The sequence below is a fragment of the Azospirillum sp. UENF 312511 genome (assembly GCF_058780635.1).
The window spans coordinates 145,434-165,341 of sequence record NZ_JBSNCG010000006.1; the positions used below are offsets into that span (position 1 = coordinate 145,434).

The 19,908-nt window shown below is 67.1% G+C and carries 13 protein-coding genes; 3 read left to right on the forward strand and 10 right to left on the reverse strand.

Features of this window, described 5'->3' with window-relative positions; all coding sequences use genetic code 11:
- Positions 1–8: 8 nt before the first annotated feature.
- The gene (locus tag ACWPN7_RS34355; RefSeq protein ID WP_459197912.1) at positions 9–1,421 is read right to left on the reverse strand and encodes an ABC transporter ATP-binding protein; all 1,413 of its coding nucleotides are present in this window, start codon (positions 1,419–1,421) and stop codon (positions 9–11) included.
- 332 nt (positions 1,422–1,753) lie between these two features.
- Here ACWPN7_RS34355 and ACWPN7_RS34360 point away from each other — a divergent pair, with 332 nt between their 5' ends.
- Positions 1,754–3,616 carry a DUF7657 domain-containing protein gene (locus ACWPN7_RS34360; protein ID WP_451997473.1) on the forward strand — a complete coding sequence of 621 codons (1,863 nt, stop codon included), beginning with the start codon at positions 1,754–1,756 and terminating at the stop codon, positions 3,614–3,616.
- Positions 3,617–3,790: 174 nt separating this feature from the next.
- Here ACWPN7_RS34360 and ACWPN7_RS34365 read toward each other — a convergent pair whose 3' ends face one another.
- The 5 genes from ACWPN7_RS34365 to ACWPN7_RS34385 all read right to left on the reverse strand — a co-directional run bounded on the left by ACWPN7_RS34365 (position 3,791) and on the right by ACWPN7_RS34385 (position 13,044).
- A complete protein-coding gene (locus tag ACWPN7_RS34365) occupies positions 3,791–6,463 on the reverse strand; it encodes a hypothetical protein (RefSeq protein WP_459197911.1) in 2,673 nt (890 codons plus the stop codon).
- Positions 6,464–6,554: 91 nt separating this feature from the next.
- A complete protein-coding gene (locus ACWPN7_RS34370; RefSeq protein WP_247896794.1) occupies positions 6,555–7,583 on the reverse strand; it encodes a glycosyltransferase family 2 protein in 1,029 nt (342 codons plus the stop codon).
- A gap of 70 nt (positions 7,584–7,653) precedes the next feature.
- Entirely contained in the window at positions 7,654–10,074 is a 2,421-nt protein-coding gene (locus tag ACWPN7_RS34375; protein ID WP_459197910.1) for a hypothetical protein, read from the reverse strand.
- Positions 10,071–11,942, reverse strand: a complete 1,872-nt coding sequence (gene asnB, locus ACWPN7_RS34380) for an asparagine synthase (glutamine-hydrolyzing) (RefSeq protein WP_492273766.1) — start codon at positions 11,940–11,942, stop codon at positions 10,071–10,073. The genes ACWPN7_RS34375 and asnB overlap by 4 nt, the downstream gene beginning before the upstream one ends.
- A 16-nt stretch (positions 11,943–11,958) precedes the next feature.
- Positions 11,959–13,044 (reverse strand): glycosyltransferase family 2 protein, encoded by a 1,086-nt coding sequence (locus tag ACWPN7_RS34385; RefSeq protein ID WP_103041193.1) that lies wholly within the window; start codon positions 13,042–13,044, stop codon positions 11,959–11,961.
- Positions 13,045–13,230: 186 nt separating this feature from the next.
- Here ACWPN7_RS34385 and ACWPN7_RS34390 point away from each other — a divergent pair, with 186 nt between their 5' ends.
- Positions 13,231–14,040, forward strand: a complete 810-nt coding sequence (locus tag ACWPN7_RS34390) for a class I SAM-dependent methyltransferase (protein ID WP_492273767.1) — start codon at positions 13,231–13,233, stop codon at positions 14,038–14,040.
- A gap of 30 nt (positions 14,041–14,070) precedes the next feature.
- Here the strand turns inward: ACWPN7_RS34390 and ACWPN7_RS34395 are convergent, their stop codons facing one another.
- The 3 genes from ACWPN7_RS34395 to rffA are packed head-to-tail and all read right to left on the reverse strand — an operon-like array spanning position 14,071 to position 17,995.
- Positions 14,071–14,991 carry a methionyl-tRNA formyltransferase gene (locus ACWPN7_RS34395; RefSeq protein ID WP_103041195.1) on the reverse strand — a complete coding sequence of 307 codons (921 nt, stop codon included), beginning with the start codon at positions 14,989–14,991 and terminating at the stop codon, positions 14,071–14,073.
- Complete coding sequence (locus ACWPN7_RS34400) at positions 14,988–15,887, reverse strand: class I SAM-dependent methyltransferase (RefSeq protein ID WP_349621775.1); 900 nt, start codon at positions 15,885–15,887, stop codon at positions 14,988–14,990. Before ACWPN7_RS34400 ends, ACWPN7_RS34395 begins: the two co-directional genes overlap by 4 nt.
- Positions 15,884–17,995 carry a dTDP-4-amino-4,6-dideoxygalactose transaminase gene (gene rffA / locus ACWPN7_RS34405; protein ID WP_492273768.1) on the reverse strand — a complete coding sequence of 704 codons (2,112 nt, stop codon included), beginning with the start codon at positions 17,993–17,995 and terminating at the stop codon, positions 15,884–15,886. Before rffA ends, ACWPN7_RS34400 begins: the two co-directional genes overlap by 4 nt.
- A gap of 255 nt (positions 17,996–18,250) precedes the next feature.
- On the opposite strand from rffA, the gene ACWPN7_RS34410 reads away from it, so the two are divergent.
- Positions 18,251–19,327, forward strand: a complete 1,077-nt coding sequence (locus ACWPN7_RS34410; protein WP_492273769.1) for a glycosyltransferase — start codon at positions 18,251–18,253, stop codon at positions 19,325–19,327.
- A gap of 36 nt (positions 19,328–19,363) precedes the next feature.
- On the opposite strand, the gene ACWPN7_RS34415 is transcribed toward ACWPN7_RS34410, so the two are convergent.
- On the reverse strand, positions 19,364–19,900 hold the full coding sequence (locus ACWPN7_RS34415) for a D-glycero-alpha-D-manno-heptose-1,7-bisphosphate 7-phosphatase (RefSeq protein WP_459197906.1): 537 nt from the start codon (positions 19,898–19,900) through the stop codon (positions 19,364–19,366).
- Positions 19,901–19,908 lie beyond the last annotated feature (8 nt).

Sequence of the window (19,908 nt, forward strand, 5' to 3'; positions counted from 1 at the left end):
AATGCAGGTTAACAGGCCTCTTCGATCCCCAGCGCGATGTCGTGCATCGGGATGCCGACGAGCCCACGGGCCACGTGGCTGGCATGGACGCGGAAGAACAGCGCGTCGTCGACCCAGTGATGCTGGATGTGGTCGTGCTGTGTCCCTTCGGCGATGGCCGCCACCACCGCGAAGTCGCCCACCGGCAGATAGGGCATCTGGAAGCGGAAGCGCGCGGCGAATTCCTGCCCGGCGGCCACCGCGAGGGGGGCGTTGGCGTGGGACAGAAAGGTGTTGTCCCCGAACAGGTTCTGCCCGATCCGGTCCTTGATGTAGAAGCCGATGATCGGGCTGAAGAGGTCCTTCTCTGCCCGGCAGGTGACCTTCAGCACGACCTCTTCCCCCCCGTCCAGCGAGGGCAGAACATGGCCCTGGGGGTCGAGCAACTCGACACCGACGATGCGGGCGCCCTGCACGCCGTACCAGGGACTCTCGTCGTTGAATTCGAAGATCTCGATGCTGTTGCGGTGCTGGGAGGACTTTAGGATTTCGTCGCGGGGATCCTGGACCGGGACGGCCGCGGCAGCCGGCGTCTTGCGGCTGCCGCCGATGCGGAAGGCGTTGGAGGTGTCGCGCTCGCTATGCAGGTCGGCGACGTAGTGATAGCAGACGTCCTTGGCCGGGCCGATCTCGCGCACCTCGCCGTTTTCCAGCCACACCGCGCGGTCGCACAGGCTGACCACCTGGGAGGTGTCATGCGACACGAAGAACAGCGTTCCGGTCTCCCGGAACTTGTGGATGAAGCGCATGCACTTCTGCGTGAAGGCGGCGTCGCCGACGGCCAGGATCTCGTCTACGATCAGGATGTCGGCATCGACGTGGGCCGCCACGGCGAAGGCAAGACGGGCGTACATGCCGCTGGAATAGAGCTTCACCGGCTGTTCGATGAAATCGCCGATGCCGGCGAACTCGGCGATCGAGGCGTAGCGTTCGTCGATCTGCGCGGTGGTGAGACCGAGCACCGACGCGGCGAGGTAGACATTCTCCCGCCCGGTGAATTCGGGGTTGAAGCCGGCTCCCAGTTCCAGCAGCGCGGCGATGCGCCCGTTGACGGCAATCGTCCCGAGGCTCGGCGTCAGCGTGCCGCAGACCAGCTGAAGGAAGGTCGATTTGCCCGAGCCGTTGCGGCCGATGACCGCGATCGTCTCGCCCTTCCTCACGGTCAGGTCGATGCCGCGCAACGCCCAGTATTCGTCGTAATATTTGCGCCGGCCACGGCAGATCATCTGCTTCAGGCGGTCCTGCGGCTTGCGGAAGATGGGATAGACCTTGCCAAGCCCGGCCGCCTGGATGGCGATTTCGCGGGCGGCGCTTCCCTCGCCGACACTTCCGGAGCCAGCCTCCGCGGCGGTGGTTTCAGGCAAGGCGGATTCAGGAGGCATCGGTGGAACCTTCGGGCATCGTCAAGGCGGGGGCGTCTGGCCGGGGCGTCTGGGCTGCCGCAGGGGCATGCATGCGGGCGCGGCACTCTACTGTGTGCCTCGGTTCAAGACAACCGCCCGCACGATCTCATCCCCCGGGTCATGAAAGATCGTAGGGCGCTCCAGTCCTTTGGTTTGCATTCTGACAGTGATCAGACTATAGCTGTCCGAGAGGGATGTGATTTTATTTCTTTTCCATTTCTCAAGACACCGATAAGAAGCGGCCTGACTCTATGGAATATCGCGCCATGACTGCGATGCCGGAAACCGCGGTACGGGATGGGACCTTGGCAATGGCAGCGGATGCTTCCTCTTCTCAGGGAAAAAACCGTGCCTTCCCCGACCTGTTCGTTCTGGCGGTCATTGTCGCCGGCTTGATCTACACGGCGCTTGGCTGGACACCCTCGTCCTACGGCGTGGCGCTGTCCGGGATCGGTGCGGCGGGCGACGGGCTGGTGTTCGGAACGCCCAAGCCGATCCGATCCGACGAGTGGGCCGTGTGGACCCCTTTCATACAGATCGCGGCCGGCAACGGTTTCGACCGCTTCAACGCACTGTCCCCCTATGCCGAGGACCTGCGCAACTTCAACGCCCTGCCCCTGCTCGACTGGGGCCTGCCGTTCAAGCCGCAGTTCTGGCCGTTCTTCGCGGTCGATCCGGCCTGGGCCTTTTCCTTCTCGCACGCGGTCTTCATCGTTCTGTTCCTGATCGGCTATCACCGCCTGTTCCTTGCCTTCGGCTTCGCCAGATTCTGGTCGGCGGCAGCGGCCTGCCTGATGTTCTTTACCAGCTATGCACAGTTCTGGTGGACCACTACGGGGCCGCTCCTGGCGATCTTCCCCTGGCTTCTTCTGGCCGTGCTGGCCCGCTTGCCCTGGTATCTGCACGCCGCGCTGATGGCCTACGTCACGGCCTTCTGGCTGCTCAGCCACCTTTATCCCCCGGTGATCGTTCCTCTGGCCTTCGCCGGCGGCGCGCTCCTCCTGGCCTTCCGTCCGGAGGTTTTGCGTCCGCGGACCCTGCTGCCTTGTCTGGCCGGTGTCGCGCTCGGAGTCGGGCTGGCCTGGCTCTATCTGCACGAACCGATCAAGGTCATGGCGGCGACGGTCTATCCAGGCTCCCGCTCGGTCGGCGGAGGGAGCGTGCCGCTGCCGCTTTACCTCGCCCAGTTCTTCCCGTTCCTCGTCAGCACCGACGATTATCGGGATTTGCTGAACCTCAACATCTGCGAGGTCGCGACGGGGGGCAGCTATCTGTTGCTGCTGGCGATGGTGTGCCTCGACCATGGGCGGATGGTGGAGGTCCTGCGCCGGGGCGGGGCGGAACGGACAGCCCTGCTCCGGCAGCTTCTGGTGCCTTTGGCCGCTTTCGCGCTGATGTCGGTCTGGATGCTGACTCCGGTTCCGAACGTCTGGGGGCGGGTGCTGCTGTGGGACAAGGTGCCGGGAAACCGCATGGTCTTCGCCGCCGGCCTGCTGCTTCTGTGCCTGTCGTTGACTTTGCTGAGGACGGGGGCGATCCGGTTGTCCTGGAAGCGCTTCGCGGTGGTGACCGTGGTGGTCGGCCTGTCCTGGGCGATGGCGAACGGTGGACTGGACGGCCTTCTGTCGCGGCTGGCCGTCAACCGGATGGACCTTGCCATCCTGCCGCCGCTCGCCCTGGCGGTCTGGTTGGCGACGCGGGGGGCGCTGTCCGGCCCTTGGGTCGGTGCCGCGCTGATCCTGTGCGCCCTGTCCGCCAACGCCGTGGGCTTCGGCGGCTTCAATCCGATCCAGAGCGCCTGGCCGATCTTCCATCGACCTGCCACGCCGGTGACGGCGGCCTTCGACGCAAGCGCGGCGGCCCATCCCGAGGGGTGGGTGCTGCAAGGCGGGATGTTGCCGGGCGCCCTGATGCAGGGCCTGGGCTACCGGTCGCTCCAGCATGTCCAGATCGCTCCCGCGCTCAGCTTCTTCCGGCCCTACTTCCCGGAGATGGACGACACGACCTACAACCGGCTTTTCAACCGCTACGCCCACGTCCAGATCGTGCCCGGCCTGCCGTCGCCGGGTTCGCCGCAGGCCGACGTGGTCCAACTGCCGATGGAACGGTTCCTGTCGCCGCCCCCGCCCCCGCAGGATCCGCGTGGTGAGGCCGCGCTCAAGGCATCGAGATAGCGCCCGCGCCCGGCTCGTTCCGTCCGAGGGGGAGGGAGGCGAGATCCGGTGGTGCGCACGGTGGATCCCGAGGGAGCAATGGCCGGGGGCCGGGCGGGTTCATACCTTTCTGACGGACCTTGCGGTGCCGTCCCGGGCGCGCTCAGGACGGCACCATTCTCCAGGGAAGGAACCTTATCGCGTTGCCCTTCCCGGTGCGGACGCCCGCTCCGGCCATCCTCGGATCGATCCGGCGAGGCAGACGCCGATGCCATGGGCGAGAACGGCGAGGATCAGAAGCAAGGCACCGCCAGCCATGGTGAGGGCAGCGTTCATTCCCGTCGGCGCGTAGGTGAACTCCACCTGCACGGCTCCCGCCGGCAGTTCGACGGTTTGAAAGGTGTCGTCGGACATCCCAACGGGCACGGGTTTCCCGTTGACGGTCGCCCGCCAGCCGCGCATGTGCACCTCCAGGCGGACCAACGTGGACGGGCGCGTGCAGACGGCGTCGACGCGATCGCGCGTCACCGGGGTCAGCGTGCAACCTTCGGCCGAGACATAATCCCGTACCCCCGGAATCTCGTAGACGACCATGGTCGGGCTGCGATGAACGGGCATCGGTCCGGCCTGAGTGGTGAACCGCAACTCCGGTGCATAGCCGTCCTTCAGCGGGCCGGTCGGCCCGGCGGCCGAAAAGGGCGTGGCGTCTGCCTTTGGTCGGATCCACAGTGCGAGGGGCCGTTCCCCATCCAGTTTCTCGAAGCGAACGGTATAGTCCTGGTCGGCAGCGATGCGCACCGGGTGGCCCAACCCGACGGTCAGCAGGCTGTTGTCCTGCGTCAGGCCGATATCTGACCCCCCGTCGCTGCAGTCGCCCTGCGCGCAGAGTGTGACCTTCGCCCGGCCGTTCGCGGTGTTGCCGTAGGTCGCCACCAGCAGGGAGACCTCCGATACGGTCATGTCGGGCCCGAACGGCAGGCGGCCGCTCATCTCGACCCACTCGCCCGTCGCGACGGCGTGGGGCGTGTGCCCCTGCGGTTTCAGGCGAATGGGCGTTTCGCTGCCGAGGCCCGGTCCGCCGAGCACGTATTTTACGCCGGCCTGGGCATACCGGGGAAGGCGTTCGAGGAACAGCTTTTCCCGGTCGGCCTGCTGCTCCGGTTCCAGATAGGGAAACCAAGGTTGGAAGACCGTTGGGTTGGCGTAGGGGTCGAGGTGGTTTCTGATGTAGTCAGCGGTTCGCTGCGGCGCTGGGAGATCGTCGTAATGGAGTGTTGCGATGCCAAAAAGCGATCCGTAGTTCGGCCCCAGGCGGTGGTTGGTCGTTTCGGCGACCCGCTGTAATCCGATGTTCGATTTCAGGAACGCGACGATGTCGGTATCGAGCGTGCCCGTGCGCGGATAAGACAGATAGGGAACTAGGAACCATGCCGTCGCCTCCCCCACAAGAAGCACCGAGAGCACGATGGTGACCCGTCCCGTCCGCACGAGGTGTGAGGCCCATATGGTCGCGCCGGAGAGCAGGGCTACGGCGATGAACGCACCGATAAGGAAACCCGCCTGTATGTTGGTCGCGATCTTCCAAAGATCGCCGACCGGCGGAAGGGCGGGCACCGCGGCCAGGGCGACCGACAGCAGGGCGGCGGCGACCGCCCACATCATGACGCGCCTAAAGGCCGGCTGTGGCAGGTCTGGAACCCGGTCGAGAAACAAGGCGACAAGGAACACGAAGCAGAAGATCCAACTCGGATTCAGGTACCGGAAAGAGGCGGCGATCCGCATCAGGGGCAAGGCCATGAAGGCCTGATAGACTCCGGGCAAACCGTGGCTTACTCCAATGGCGATGACGATCCACGCCGCTAGAAAGATCTTCACGGGTCGCCGGTCGGCCAGGAATATCCCGGCGAAAGCCAGGACCACCGGCATGAAGCCGATGTATCCGCCGGTCGACGACCACACGGCCGAGATGACTGGGACCGGAGAGTCGAAAATCGGCCCGTAAACATATGGCATCACATACTGCAGAAGCGCGGCGGGGGTGAGCCAGGTTCCGTAAAAGCCGCTCTCGCTGTGTCCCGACAAGGCGGCTTCGGTCAGGAATTCGGCAAAGGACAGGAGAAGCGGTGCGCTGAGGGCAAAAGCCAAAAGCGCTGTCAGCAGCAGGTTCAGGATGAAGCGCCCAATCTGCCGGGCGGTCATCCCGACGCTGCGGAACACCACCCAAGCGATCAGCAGGAGCGAGTAAAGATACACCTGCTCTGGAAAGCCGGCATAAAGCGCCAGGGCGGCCATGGCTGCGCCTAGGCAAATCGGCGGTAGCCGCCGAGACGGGGGTGCCTCGACGATGGTGGCGGTTCGCAGGGACTCGACGGTGAGGAATAGCCAGGGTAGGAACGCCACGGGGTTGAAAGCCGCGTTGCGCAGCCATGCGAAGACGCCGTTCACCTCGAACAGGAGAGCGGCGGCCAGAGCGGCCCCTTTGCGCAGACCGAACGCCCGCAGGAACAGGTAGGTGCCGGTTCCAGCCAACGCCTGCAGGAGCGCATGCTCGATCACCTGCCCGTGCGGCAGTGCCAACAACCATGTCGGTGGGAAAAAGGCGGCCGACTGCATTTCGCCCAGCAGTGGCGCCCCCAGCCCCTCGAAGTGGTTCCATAGAGGCAGGTGGCCGGACAGCACCTCGAACGTGGCTCGCGCGCCCAGTGAAAGCGACGTGGTGCCGATGTTTGGGTCGATCGTCGGCAACCCAGGCAACAGCGATGAGCCGACGTCGATGCCAAGGCCACTGTACATATACAGAGGATCTGTCAGGAATTGGCCAAATATACCGATGACGATGAGGATCGTTGGAATGGCGGCAATCGCCATTGCGATGAATATATTTAGCCTATTCAAGATAAATGCTCGTATCTATAAAATCAATTGTCTCAATAAAATGCGAAGTGATGCTGCGCGTCTGTCAGGCGGACGTCGGTTGCTGTAGCGTTGATCGCATGCCCGGAGGGACGGTGCCCGGCGCCGGGATGGCGAGGTAGCGCATGCGCTTGGCCTCGCGGCGCCCCAGCGTGACGGTGTCGAGGACGAGGCCGCAGGTCAGGCTGAGGAAGGCGAGCAGCATCAGACCGGTGGACAGGACGGCGGTGGGCAGGCGGGGGACTTCGCCGGTGTGCAGGTAGGTGGCGAGCAGCGGTCCGGCGAGGATGAGCGCGACCACGGCCAGCAGCGCGGCGAGGATGCCGAAGAAGGGCAGCGGGCGCTCCTCCTTCACCAGATTGACGATGGTGCGCAGGATGCGGATGCCGTCGCGGATGGTGTTCAGCTTGCTGTGCGAGCCGGGCGGACGGTCCTTGTAGGGCGTCTTGATTTCGGCGATGGGCATGCGCAGCTCCAGCGCGTGGACGGTCAGCTCCGTCTCCGTCTCGAAACCGCTGGCGAGCGCCGGGAAGGACTTGATGAAGCGCCGCGAGAAGACGCGGTAGCCCGACAGCATGTCCTGGATGCGGTTGCCGAAGATGCGGGCGACCATGCCGGTCAGCAGCTTGTTGCCGAAGCGGTGGCCGGGCCGGTAGGCCTTGACGATGTCGGTGACCCGCGCGCCGTTGACCATGTCGAGCTGGTCGTCCCACAGCCGCTTGACCATCAGCGGGGCGGACGGGGCGTGGTAGGTGTCGTCGCCGTCCACCAGCACGTAAACGTCCGCCTCGATGTCCGAGAACATGCGGCGCATGACGTTGCCCTTGCCCTGCAACGGCTCGTGGCGGACCATCGCGCCGGCGGCCTTCGCCACCTCCACCGTGCGGTCCGACGAGTTGTTGTCGTAGACGTAGACCGTGGCGTCGGGCAGCGCGGCCTGGAAGTCGCGCACCACGGCGGCGATCGCCGCCTCTTCGTTGTAGCAGGGGATCAGAACCGCGACGACGGGCGCCGTGTCCGGACCCGCGGCATGGCTGGCGGCGCTTGCGGATGGTGTGATGGCGCGCGTCGTCATGATGCAGGAAACTCCGTTGCGAATGCGGAACGCCGTGCAGCGTCGGAAGCCGGGCCGCCCCGTGTCATGATCAGGGGCCGCCGATGATGTCGAAGGGCACCGGATCGGTCCGCATGTTGCCCTCGCCATCGATCACCTGAAGCCAACGCCGTCCCGGCGCCTCGATCAGGCGCCTGGGCACCAGGGCGGACAAGCTGTTCCCCGCGACGGTGCTGGTCAGCGGGATGTCGTCGAGCAGGGCATAGGCGCCCGGATGCAGGCGGCTGGATGTCCGGAGCCACAGGGCGGAACTGCCGTCCGGCTGCGGGTTGAAGGGTTTGCCAGCCTCGGTCGCCGTCGGCCCATAGGCCTCGACCGTCTCCATCCTGGCCGTCGCCGGGTCGGGGACGGTTCGGTAGGGATCGAAGCGGTAACCGGCGGCGCGCAGTCGATCACCGCGGAACACCCAGGCCATGGCAAAACCTCGGTACCGCACCTCGAACTCCGGCGCGACCGGTGGAAAGGCCCGTAGAATGCCCCCGACGACGGATTGGCGGTTGATCACGTAATGGTCGCTCGGCCCGTCGGGCCAGGAATCCGGATCGGCGATGCCGCTGGGGACCGTCCGGACCCCACCTTCGCCGGAAGACGGCCAGTGGCTGATGTAGACCGGCCGCAAGGTGAGCCCGTCGCAGGGCACGCCGTCCAGGCGTCCATCGGGCGCAGCGGCGCAACGGCGCGCCAGCTCCTTGCCGGCCAGCATGGTTTCCTCGCCCCACCCCGTCCATGAGAAGTTCGGATGGCCGGGACGGGGCCGGTCGGGGTCCGGATAGCTCAGCGCCAGTGGACGGAACGCGGCGTACAGGGGGCGGAACGGCGCGATCTCCATGACCACGAGCAGCGCCAGCACCCCGACGGCGGCGATCCGGATGGGCCGGCCGGTGCCCCGCAGCAGCAGCGCCCAGACGTCGAAGGCCAGGACCGCCGCCGTCAGGATGAACAGCAGGATCGGGATGTTCATGTAACGCTGGAAGGTCGGTGTTCCCAGCAGCGCCAGAAGCAGGGGCGCCGCCAGGGCCAGCCCGAACAGGGCATGGATCGCGGCCGGCCGGCGGGGTGCCAGCCGCTGCCGCAGCGCGGGCCGGGCGAGAGCCGCGAGGGCGAGCAGCAGCAGGGCGGTCGGGATCGCGGCCAGGAAAACGCCATAGGCGAAGAGAATGGACTCGGCCAGATGCACCGCATGGGAAGCCGCGCCGAAATGCAGGCGGAGTCCGTTGATGCCTCCGACCAGCGTGGCGCCGCCGGGGATCGGCTCCATGGGCGCCCAGACGGGGCTCACCGTGGACAGGCCGGCGATTCCGAACCCCAGCAGCATGGCCATGCCGGCCGGAACGGACAACCGCTCCACGGCTCTCCCCAGTGCCGGCGCGCGGCGATCCCGCAAGAGCCGGACGCCGACAATCGCCCCCGCCACCAGAGCGGCCAGCGTCGGCAGCAGCGCAAGCCCGCTGATCCACAGGCGTTCCTGCACCGTCAGGAGGGCTTCGCCGATGTTCATCAGGAATCGCAGGGGGGCGAGGATCCAGATGACCAGGGGCTCGTGCACGCCCAGCAGCAGGGTCGGCGCCAGGGCCGCCAGGGCCGGCTCCCCGCTCATCGCCAGGGCGACGAGCAGGGCGGTGGCGAGGCTGGTCAGAAGCGCGGTGGTCACGGCGCCCAGCGTCGCCAGGACGGCCCGGCGGAATGGACGGTCCGGTGCCGCCAGCCCATGGGCCACGCCCACCAGGACGCAGACGAGCAGGAGAACCGGGGATGCGCTGAGCTTCTCCTGCGCGGCCAGGGCCGCCATGACCACCGCCTCCGACCCCTGCCACCACGCCGGGGCCGGGCGTCCCTCCTCCAGCATGCGGCAGGCAAGACACAGCGCGGCCACGGCGCCGAACAGCGACACCGCGTCGTAATTCAGCGTCTTGAGCGCCATGCTGCTGACCGGCAGCAGGAACCCGGCCAGCAGCAGAACCGCCGCCAGTGGGCCGGTCCGGTCCCGTGGCGTCCCGGTCCGGTCCGTCACGGCCAGAGAAGCCATGGCGCCCGCCGCCGCCATCAGAAACAGGGCGCCGGTCAGCCAATGGACGGCCTTCAGCACGGCCTGGACCGTATCGGGGAGAAGCCCCGCGGCCTGGGCGAGCCGAACCGCGGGGACCTGGATCAGCATCGTGCTGTGCAGGCCGCCCATGTTCCAGATCGTGACGCCCCGGTCGGCGGCGTCGGCCAGACGGTCGATGATTCCGGCCTCGTCGATCGTCAGGAACTGGGTCGTCTCGCTGGCCGACAGTGTCAGGATCGCCAGGGCCGCCGCTGCGACGGGCAGAGCGGAAAGGCGCCGCCCATCCGTCCAGCTTGGGAGTCCGGGCGGCAGGATGGGCGCCAGGCGGCTGCCGAGCAGAAGGGCGATGAAGGCGGCGAAGGCCACGCCGGCCTCCAGGCCGTTGATTTCCAGCCAGGCCGTCATGCGGCCTGGGGGGAGGCGAGGCCGCGCAGGGTAAGGGCGCACCACAGGGCGCCGCGGTGGTCACGGCGGCGGTCGTGGTGGTCGGTCCACATGGTCTTGAGCGCCGTGCCGTCGAGCAACGGCGGTGTGAAGGAGGCGGCCGGGATGTCCCGCAGCCAGCGGGCCAGCGGGATGCCGAACCCTTTCTTGCGGCGGCCCAGCAGGTCCGCCGGCAGGCGCCGGGCGACGGCCTGCCGCAGCACCCATTTGGTCGTGCCGCCGTACAGCTTGCCGCCGTGCAGCTTGACGCCGGGCGGCAGGCGCCGGGCGAAATCCGCGACGTCGTTGTCGAGGAAGGGCGCACGCACCTCCAGCCCGTTGCGCATGCTGGCGCGGTCGCTCTTCACCAGGATGTCGTCGGCCAGATAGAAGTTCGTGTAGAACTCCAGCGTGCGGTCCACCGGGTCCGTGCTGGCCGAGGAGTCCCACGCGGCGATGGCCTCGGCGTAAAGCTCCTCCACGTCCACAGGCTCGTCCAACAGGCGGGCGATCTCGCCCGGCCCGGCGGCGCCCAGCCACAGGGGGTTCCACAGCGCCGGGCGGAAGCCGAGGCCGCGCAGCCCGCGGTTCAGCTTGAAGTCGAAGCTCATGTTCCGCTCGGACGGCGGCAGGCGCGTTGCGGCGGCGGCCACGGCGGCGTGCACCGGGCGCGGCATCAGGCGGTGGTAATGGTCCGCCAGGGTCAGAACCTTGAAGGGATCGTAACCGGCGAACAGCTCGTCGCTGCCGTCGCCGCTGAGCGCGACCGTGACGTGGCGGCGGGCGAACCGGCACAGCGCGTAGGTCGGCAGGATCGAGCTGTCACCCAGAGGTTCGTCGATGATGCCCGGCAGGGAATCGACCAGGGCGCGGGCGTCTTCCAGCCCGCACAGCTCGGTGTGGTGGCGCGACCCGACATGCTCCGCCATCCGGCGAGCGTAGGCCAACTCGTCGAAGCTCGGCTCGCGGAAGCCGATGGAGAAGGTGTCGATGGTGTCCGGCGGACGCTGGTCGGCGACATGGCTGAGAATCGCGCTGCTGTCGATGCCGCCGGACAGGAAGACGCCGAGCGGGCGGTCGCTGTCGAGCCGCGCGGCGATGGACCGGCCCAGCAGTTCGTCGAGCTGTTCGGCCCAGGCCGCGGGGTCGCCCGGCGGCGGGGCGTCCGGCTCGATGGCGAAGCGCCAGTAGCGGTGCAGCGCCGCCTTTCCGGTGTCGAGGTCGAGGTCGAGCGCGTGCCCCTGCGGGAGCTTCAGGACGCCGCGGTAAGGCGTGTGCGGAGCCGGGAAGAAGCCGTAGGCGAGATATTTGCGGATGGCCGTCCGGTCGAGACCGGCATCGGCCAGATCCGGATGGGCGAGCAGCGCCGACAGTTCGGAGGCGAAGGCGAAGGTGCCGTTGGTGTGGGCATAGAACAGGGGCTTCTCGCCGAACCGGTCGCGGGCCAGCAGCATGCGGCCCCGGCGGCGGTCCAGGATGGCGAAGGCGAACATGCCGTTGAGCCGGTCCAGCAGCCCGCGGCCCCATTCCTCGTAGCCGTGGACAAGGACTTCGGTGTCGCAATGGTCGGTGCGAAACCGGTGGCCGCGCGCCTGCAGCCCCGCCCGCAAGGCGGCGTGGTTGTAGATCATGCCGTTGAAGACGACGCCGACCGCCCCATCCTCGTTCCACAGCGGCTGATGGCCGTTTCCGGGATCGATGACGGCAAGACGCCGGTGGCCGAGGAAGACCGGGCGGTCCGGGTCGGCGTAGGTGCCGCTGCCGTCGGGGCCGCGATGGGCCAGGCGAAGCGTCATGGCGTCCAGCACCCCCTGGTCGCCCCGCCCGACGAAGCCGGTGATCCCGCACATGCTCAAAAGCCTCCTGTCAGCGGGCCGGCTCCGGGTGATCCGGTGGTGAAGCCGCTGTGTCCGCACCGGCTTCGGTGATGCTGTCGACGGCGTAGTGGGTCTTGCCCTGGGATTCGAAGTAAATCCGCACCAGCACCTCGGCCAGCAGGCCGAGAAGCATGCACATCAGGCCGGCGATGAAGCCGAACATGCACATCAGCGGCAGCGGCGTCAGGATGAAGGACACCCCGTCGACCAGCTTGAGCCACAGCGCGTAGAGTCCGGCCAGGGTGCCGCCGCCCAGGAAGAGCATGCCGACGCCGCCGAAGACGTAGATCGGCTTGGTTTCGTACTGGGTGAGAAACTTCACCACCATCAGGTCGAGCAGGACCTTGAAGATCCGCTCCAGCCCGTATTTGGAGCTGCCGAACCGGCGCGGGTGATGGTTGACCGGCATCTCCACCACGCGGGCGCCCTGCCAACTGGCGAAGATCGGCACGAACCGGTGCATCTCGCCATAGAGCCGGAAGCCCGTCAGCATGGAGCGCTTGTAGGCCTTCAGCGTGCAGCCGTAATCGTGCAGATGCACCCCGGAAATCCGCGAGATCAGGCCGTTGGCGATGCGGCTGGGAAGCACCCGCTTCAGGCTGGCGTCCTGGCGGTTGCGCCGCCAGCCGGACACCACGTCGTACCCCTCCTCCATCTTGGCGATCAGCATGGCGATGTCCGCGGGATCGTTCTGCAGGTCGCCGTCCAGCGGCACGATGATCTCGCCGCAGGCATGGTCGATGCCGGCCATGATGGCGGCGGTCTGTCCGAAATTGCGCCGCAGCTTGATGAAGCGGAAACCCGGGGTGCGCAGGGCCTGCGCGGTCAGCAGCTCGGCGGTCCGATCACGGCTGCCGTCGTCGATGAACAGCACCTCCCATGGCATACCCAGCGTGGCGAGACTCTGCCGCAGCCGGTCGCACATCAGGTCGACGTTGCTTTCCTCATTGTACATGGGAATGATGACGGAGACCGCCGGGGGCTTGGCCCGGGAGACGGCCGGGTGCTCGGGCGTGCAAGAGGCGTCAACGTCGCGGGCGGGCGCGCCGGACTCGGCATCAATCAGCGAGGGCATTGTCATATCGGACCAAAACAGCCGTGAATCTGCCGAAGGTGGTGGCTCTTATAACGGCATACAGGTACGATTACAACGCCACCCCCAATCGCGGGAAAAGGGTGATCGGACAAACCCCATGCCTTTTGCCGCTGGCGGCTTTGCGTTGTCCTGCAATCGAGCGTCGATGTTTCCATGGAAAATGCGATGAATGAAGCAAAAGGGTCTGTCGATGTCAGCGGCGGATCGCCCGAACGGTTCGGCTATTCATGGAATCAGTTCAATGAATTGTCACAGGAGCAGGAAGAACAGTTCCGACGCTGGACGATTCATCTTGATCCCGAGGTCGACTGGAAAGGAAAGACGTTTCTCGATGCGGGATGCGGAGCCGGGCGCAACAGCCATTGGGCGATGAAGTTCGGGGCAGCCGGCGGCGTGGGCATCGACCTGGATGAGCGCTCGCTCGGCGCCGCCCGGCGGAACCTTGCGGGATACGGCTCCGTCCAGATCCTGGAGAAAAGCATCTACGACATCGGCTTCCAGGGCGCGTTCGACATCGCCTTCTCCCTCGGCGTCATCCATCATCTGGACGATCCCCTGCAGGCCCTGCGGCAGATGCGCCAAGCGACCCGGCCGGGGGGAAAGGTGCTGATCTGGGTGTACGGCTACGAGAACATGGAATTCTACGTCAACGTCCTCGACCCCGTGCGCAGGGCGCTGTTCAGCCGCCTGCCGATCGGGCTGGTCTCCGTCCTGAGCCACCTGCCCGCCTCCGCCCTGTGGGCGATGCTGCGGTCGGGCCTGCACCCGTCGATCGAGTATTTCCGGCTGCTGCGTGGTTTCCCCTACGCCCATCTGCGCCACATTGTCTTCGACCAGATGCTGCCCAGGACGGCCAACTACTGGCGGCGCGAAGAGGTGGAAGCCCTCATGACCCAGGCCGGGCTGGAGGACATCCGTCTGGAATGGGTGAACCAGATGTCCTGGTCGGCCATCGGGACGGTGCCGCGCGGCTGACGGTGGCAACCGCGCGCTTCCACCCCCGCGTTATTCCCCCAGGCGCTGACGCAGGCTGGTGAAGCGCACAGGCTGCGCGTCGGGGGTCCGGGCGGCGAGAATACGTAGCATGCCTTCTCCGCATACCACGTCGGCCCCCTCCCCGTTACCGGACAGGGTCCAGATTTTTCCAGGCTGGCGCAGCGGGAAACGGAGATCCGGTATTTCCATCACCCGATCGATGCGGATCTCCGCGCCCCTGTAACGGGTCCTGGCTCCCAGGTAGGGCCAACTGACCGCATCGACGAAGCGGCGGATGGCGGATGCGGCTCCGGTCCAGTCGATCGTGTAGTCATCCTCGTTGCGCCACAGGGAATAGGTGGCGGCGGAATGGTCCTGCGGGGTCGCTGCCAGCGACCCCATGGCGGCACGCTCCACAAGGCGCCGCGCCAGCCGGGCGTAGGCGCCGCCGAGTGCCTCGTACACTTCGCCGATCCTGGCCGTTTCCCCGATGGCGAGCGCTTCCTGGCCATACACGGGTCCCGTGTCCACCCCTTCGTCGGGACGGAATGCTGTCACACCCACCCGACGGTCCCCCAGGATCAGGGCTGTCACCGTTGGGTTGAAGCCGCGCAGATGGGGCAGAAGGGAATCGTGAAAGACGATGAAGCGGTCATCGATATCGGGCAGCAAATACTGCCAGCCGGCCAGCAGAACCAAGTCGGAGGCGGCATAGTCGGTGGTTTTCAGCTCATGACGGTCGCGGTAGAGCAGGCCGTGGCGCCGGCAAATCTCCATAATTTCGGCGCGCGGATCGTGGCTCAGGCCGGATGAGCTGTAGGACGTGACAAGATGCACCTGGGCCAGAGGGAAAAACCCCGGTGCGGGCGCGTCTGGCCCGTCGAACAGAGCGCGCAGTAAGTTCGCCCCCTTCGTTCCGGCGACGAACAAGGATACCCGTCGTTCGGTCATGGTGATCCGCCGGGCTCCGCGTGAGGCCGGCGCCGCAGGACCAGCACGAACGGGGTTTCCCAATGCAGCATCGAGCCGGCCGCGACGGCGAGGCGGTCGAGTTTGAGCCGCTTGACCAGCCGGACGGCCCGCTTCACGGTGCCCAGCCCGTTCCACTCCGAAAACTCCAGGCGGTCGATCCGTTCCCGCCAGATCTCCTGCCCGGTCGAGACGATCTCGACGTGGTCGGCCAGGGGGGCCAACCAGCGCCGCAGCTTTCCGTAGGTGATGAACTGCAGCGTGTCGGCGAAGTCGGTGGTGCGGCCCATCAGGCGGACCTGGAGCTTGAACAGCGCCTTGGGCGTGTGCGGCAGGATGAAAGTGTTGTAGTGCCCTTCCCACCAGGACCCGTAGTTCGGGAAGTTGAGCACCGCCACGCCGTTCGGCTTGAGCACGCGCACCACCTCGGCCAGCACGGCTTCGGGATCCTGGGTGTGTTCCAGGCAGGACACCGAATAGACGGCGTCGAAGCTGCCGTCCTCGAAGGGCATCGCCTCGCCGATGCCTTCGTGGATCACGCTCTGGTCGAGACCGGCGTCGCCCAGCAGCCGGCGCGCGATCCCCAGTGTCGCGTCGTAGGGTGGCTGCCCCGGCTCCAGCCCATGGCAGTCGCAGATGTTGTTCACCCGGCAATGGTAGACGAACGTCCCGAAGCCGGACCCCACCTCCAGCACCCGCGTGTCCGGCCCGATGGGGACGAAGCGCGACAGTTCCTTCACCTGTTCGCCGGCGCGCTCCGTCGATACGAACTCGCGCGCCAGACGGTCGAGCGGCGTCTTGCAGAAATCCGAAACGTTGGTTTCGTGCAGGAACCGTTCGATGTCCGCGACCACCGCCTCGCCGATGCCGTTGCTCATGATGCGTCTCCCGCGCCGAGGATGCGCAGGACGTGCCCCGCCACCTCGTCCAGCCGGTCGCCCAGGTCCACCCACAGCGGCAGACGGACCAGCCTGTGGCTGAGATCGTCGGTGTGCGTCATCGCGCCGTTGGCCCGGCCGAAGCGCGTGCCGGCGGGGGCGCTGTGCAGCGGGATGTAATGGAAGACCGCCATGATTCCGACTGCCCGCAGGGACGCGATCAGCGCGTCCCGTTTCTCCCGGCTGGGCAGGAGCAGATAGTAGATGTGCCCGTTGGAAACGGTGTCGTCCGGGCGAATGGGGCGTCGCGCCAGCCCCGCCGCCTCCAGATGGGCGAAGCGTTCGTGATAACGGTTCCACAGGGCCAGCCGGCGGGCGGTGATCTCCTTCGCGCCTTCCAACTGCGCCCACAGGAAGGCGGCGATGATCTCGCTGGGCAGGAAGCTGGAGCCGAGATCGACCCAGGTGTACTTGTCGGTTTCGCCGCGGTGGAAGGCCGTGCGGTTGGTGCCCTTCTCGCGGATGATCTCGGCCCGCTGAACCACCCGCGGGTCGTTGATGAGGATGGCCCCGCCTTCGCCGGCGATGATGTTCTTGGTCTCGTGGAAGCTGAAGGCGGCCATGTGGCCGATGCCGCCGACCGGACGGCCCCGGTAGGAGGACAGCAGTCCCTGGGCGGCGTCTTCGATCACCACCAGGTTGTGGCGCTCCGCGACGGCCATGATGGGCTCCATGTCGCACGGCACGCCGGCATAGTGCATCACCATGATGGCGCGGGTGCGCGGGGTGACCGCCGCCTCGATCAGCGCCTCGTCCATGTTCATGGTGTCGGGCCGGATGTCGATGAACACCGGCACGCCGCCGCGCAGCACGAAGGCGTTGGCCGACGAGCTGAAGGTGTAGGAGGGCATGATGACCTCGTCGCCCGGACCGATGTCGGCCAGGATCGCCGTCATCTCCAGGGCCGAGGTTCCCGACGTGGTCAGCAGCGCGCGGGTGGCCCCGGTCGCCTCCTCGAGCCACCGCTGGCAGCGGCCGGTGAACGGCCCGTCCCCGGACAGATGTCCCCGGTCGCAGGCCTCGGCGATGTATTGGACTTCGCGTCCGGTGACGTGGGGGCGGTTGAAGGGGATGTTGAACATTCCGCGGCCGGTCAATGGGATGGGGGGCAATTGGACGATGGGGCGGCTTGCGGGGCCGCCGGGGGCATCAGAACTCAGCACGCCGCCGATGGCTCCGCCCAACAGTTGCAGGCCAAGCAGCGTAAGGGAAAGAGCGAAAGCGGCGTCGGCCGAAACGCCGAAGCCGGCGAGCATGCCGACCAGCGTGACGTCGCGCAGGCCGACGCCGCCGACCGACACCGGAGCCAGCAGCACGAGCGACAGGACGCCCATCACCACGGCCCAGACGGTCGGCGGCAGGTCGATGCCGATGCCGGCACCCAGCACGGCGCAGATGGCGACCACCATGGCCTGGAAGACCACCCCCCACAGAATGGAGAGCATGGCGAGGCGCGGGCGCGCGACGAAAGTCGTCAGGGCGGTCCGGACCCGTTCCAGATGCCCGGACCAGCGGTCGGCGAAAGGCAGGCGGGCCAGGACCGGGGCGAGAAGCCTGTGGAGCGGCAGCAGGAGGGCGGCGAGAGCCAGCCCGATGCCGCCGCACAGAAAGGCCATCGTCAGGCGCAGGCCCGTGGAGAAATGGTCCGTCTCAAGCCACAGCGACGCCATGGTCAGGATCAGCAGACCGATCAGCCCGGTGATTCGGTCGAACAGCGAGGCGGCGACCACCTTGTGCGGGTCGTCGCAGGCACGGGCCAGACAGACGGTCCGGGCGATGTCGCCTCCAACCTGGCCGAACAGCACCAGCCCGTAGAACTGGCCCAGCATGGTCACCCGGAACAGCAGGCTGAACGGGCATTCGGGGAGGAGCACCCGCAGCTTGACCGACTGGACGGCGAGGGCGAGCAGGTACAGCGCGGCGGAGGCCAGCAGCACGGAGGGAAGCAGGGACAGAACCCGGTCCAGCGCATCCCAGACGCCGGCCCTCAGCGCGACCACCACGATCAGGGCGACCGTGATCCCGATTTTCGCCAAGCTCTTCATCATGGGGCGGGCTTGGCAAAGAGTTCCGGTTGCAAGGAAGGACTTTCGGCGGGAAGAGCGCCGTCCGGCGGGCGGCACGGCCATGGGAGACGTCGTTGACCGTCCCAAAGGCGCTGGATATAAGGGGCCGATCCGGGCCGGTCCGTCAATGGTCCGGCAGAATACTGCATGGGGTGTGGGATTGCAACGCCGGCCCCCGCAAGAGGCTTTTCCGTGCCCGACTCCCCAAGCGATCTTTCCTTGGAGCGCCCGTTCCCGGTGCCGCCCGGCGATGACCGGCCGCGGATCCTGTTCGTCATCGATCATCTGGGGACCGGGGGCATCCAGGAATTCATCTTGAACTACTGCCGGCGCGTGCCCCAGCACCGGGTCATCGTCCTCAGTCTGTTTGCCAATGACCTCTATTCCGACGCCCTCCGCGGGGCCGGCGCGGAGGTCATCCGGCTGACGGACCGCCCGTACGGTTACGGCGCCGTGCTCGACCCGCGCCAGCTCTTCGCCTTCCGTGCCTTTTTCCGTAGCGGCGGGGCGGGCTTCGACCAGATCCACATCAAGATGTTCGCCGGTTTCCTGTACGCATCGCTGCTCGGCCTCTACCGGGACCGCCGGGTGAGCGCCGGCGTGGACGCGACGTCCCGCCAGCTGCCGGTGCCCCTGCGTGTCCTGCTGTTCCTGTTCGCGCGCTTCTACCGTCGTTTCTACGTTCCGTCCTGGCTGCGCGACGACTTCCGTTATCTGGGGCTGAAGCCGGAGGCGTACCGGCCGCAGAACTACTTCGTGACCATGCGGCGCAGCGACACCCCACATCCCTTCACGGCCCGCTACAATCTTCTGACCATCGGGCGCTGCATCGGCCAGAAGGGGCATCTCGACGCCATCCGGTTCTTCCAGCGCCTGCGCCCGGCTCTCGGCGGCGACGCGGCGCTCTGGGTCGTCGGCGACGGCCCCCACATGCCCGCGCTGCGCGCCGAGGTGTCCCGCCTGTCGCTTGAGGACGCGGTTCATTTCACGGGGACCGTCGGCAATCTGGACGACTACATGATCGCCTGCGACGCGGTCCTGAAGATGGCGCATGGGGAAGGCCACAACTCCATCCTGCGCGAGGCGGTGCTGTTGGGAAAACCGGTCCTGTCCACCCTGGAGACCGCCTCCTGCCATCGTCTGGCGGAAGACGCCCTGATCGTGCCGATCGACCGTGCCGCGTCGGATGGGGCAGTCGCGCGGGCGGTGGCCGCGTTGACCGGCGCGTCCCCGGATTCCAGCCGTCGGCTGCGGGAGCAGGCTGGCCGGCTGTGGTGCGACGAGGCGGTGGTGGCGAGCTATCTGGCGCCCTGATCCGCGCGGAGCCTGACCGGCTTCCGGCGGTGCCGGTCAGAGCAGGTGTGGCCGAAGGTCGGCCGGGCGTTTCACCGTCAGGGTCGCGGCGCCGCCCGCTTCTCCGCTGTCCGACAGCAGCGCCCGCCGCCCGACGCCCGCCGCTCGCGCCGCCTCCATGTCGGTCGGCTGGTCGCCAAGGAACACCGACCGTCCCAGGTCCAGATCGAACCGCCGCGCCGCCTCCAGGATCATGCCGGGATTGGGCTTGCGCCAGAAGCTGTCGCGCGCATAGCCGGGAACCCGCGCGTCGGGATGGTAAGGGCAATGGAACACCCCGGCGATGTCGATCCCGTGGCCGCGGAATTCCCCGCACATCCAGCCGGACAGCTCCAGGAAGGCGGATTCGGTGAAATAGCCCCGCGCGATGCCGGATTGGTTGGTGATCACGGCGATGCGGAAGCCACGGTCCGCCGCGAGGCGGGCCAGATCGAAGATCCCGTCCACGAAGGTGAAGCGGTCGCGCGCGCCGACATAGCCGTGGTCGATGTTGACCACCCCGTCGCGGTCGAGCAGCAAGGCCCGGTAAGGCATCCTTCCCC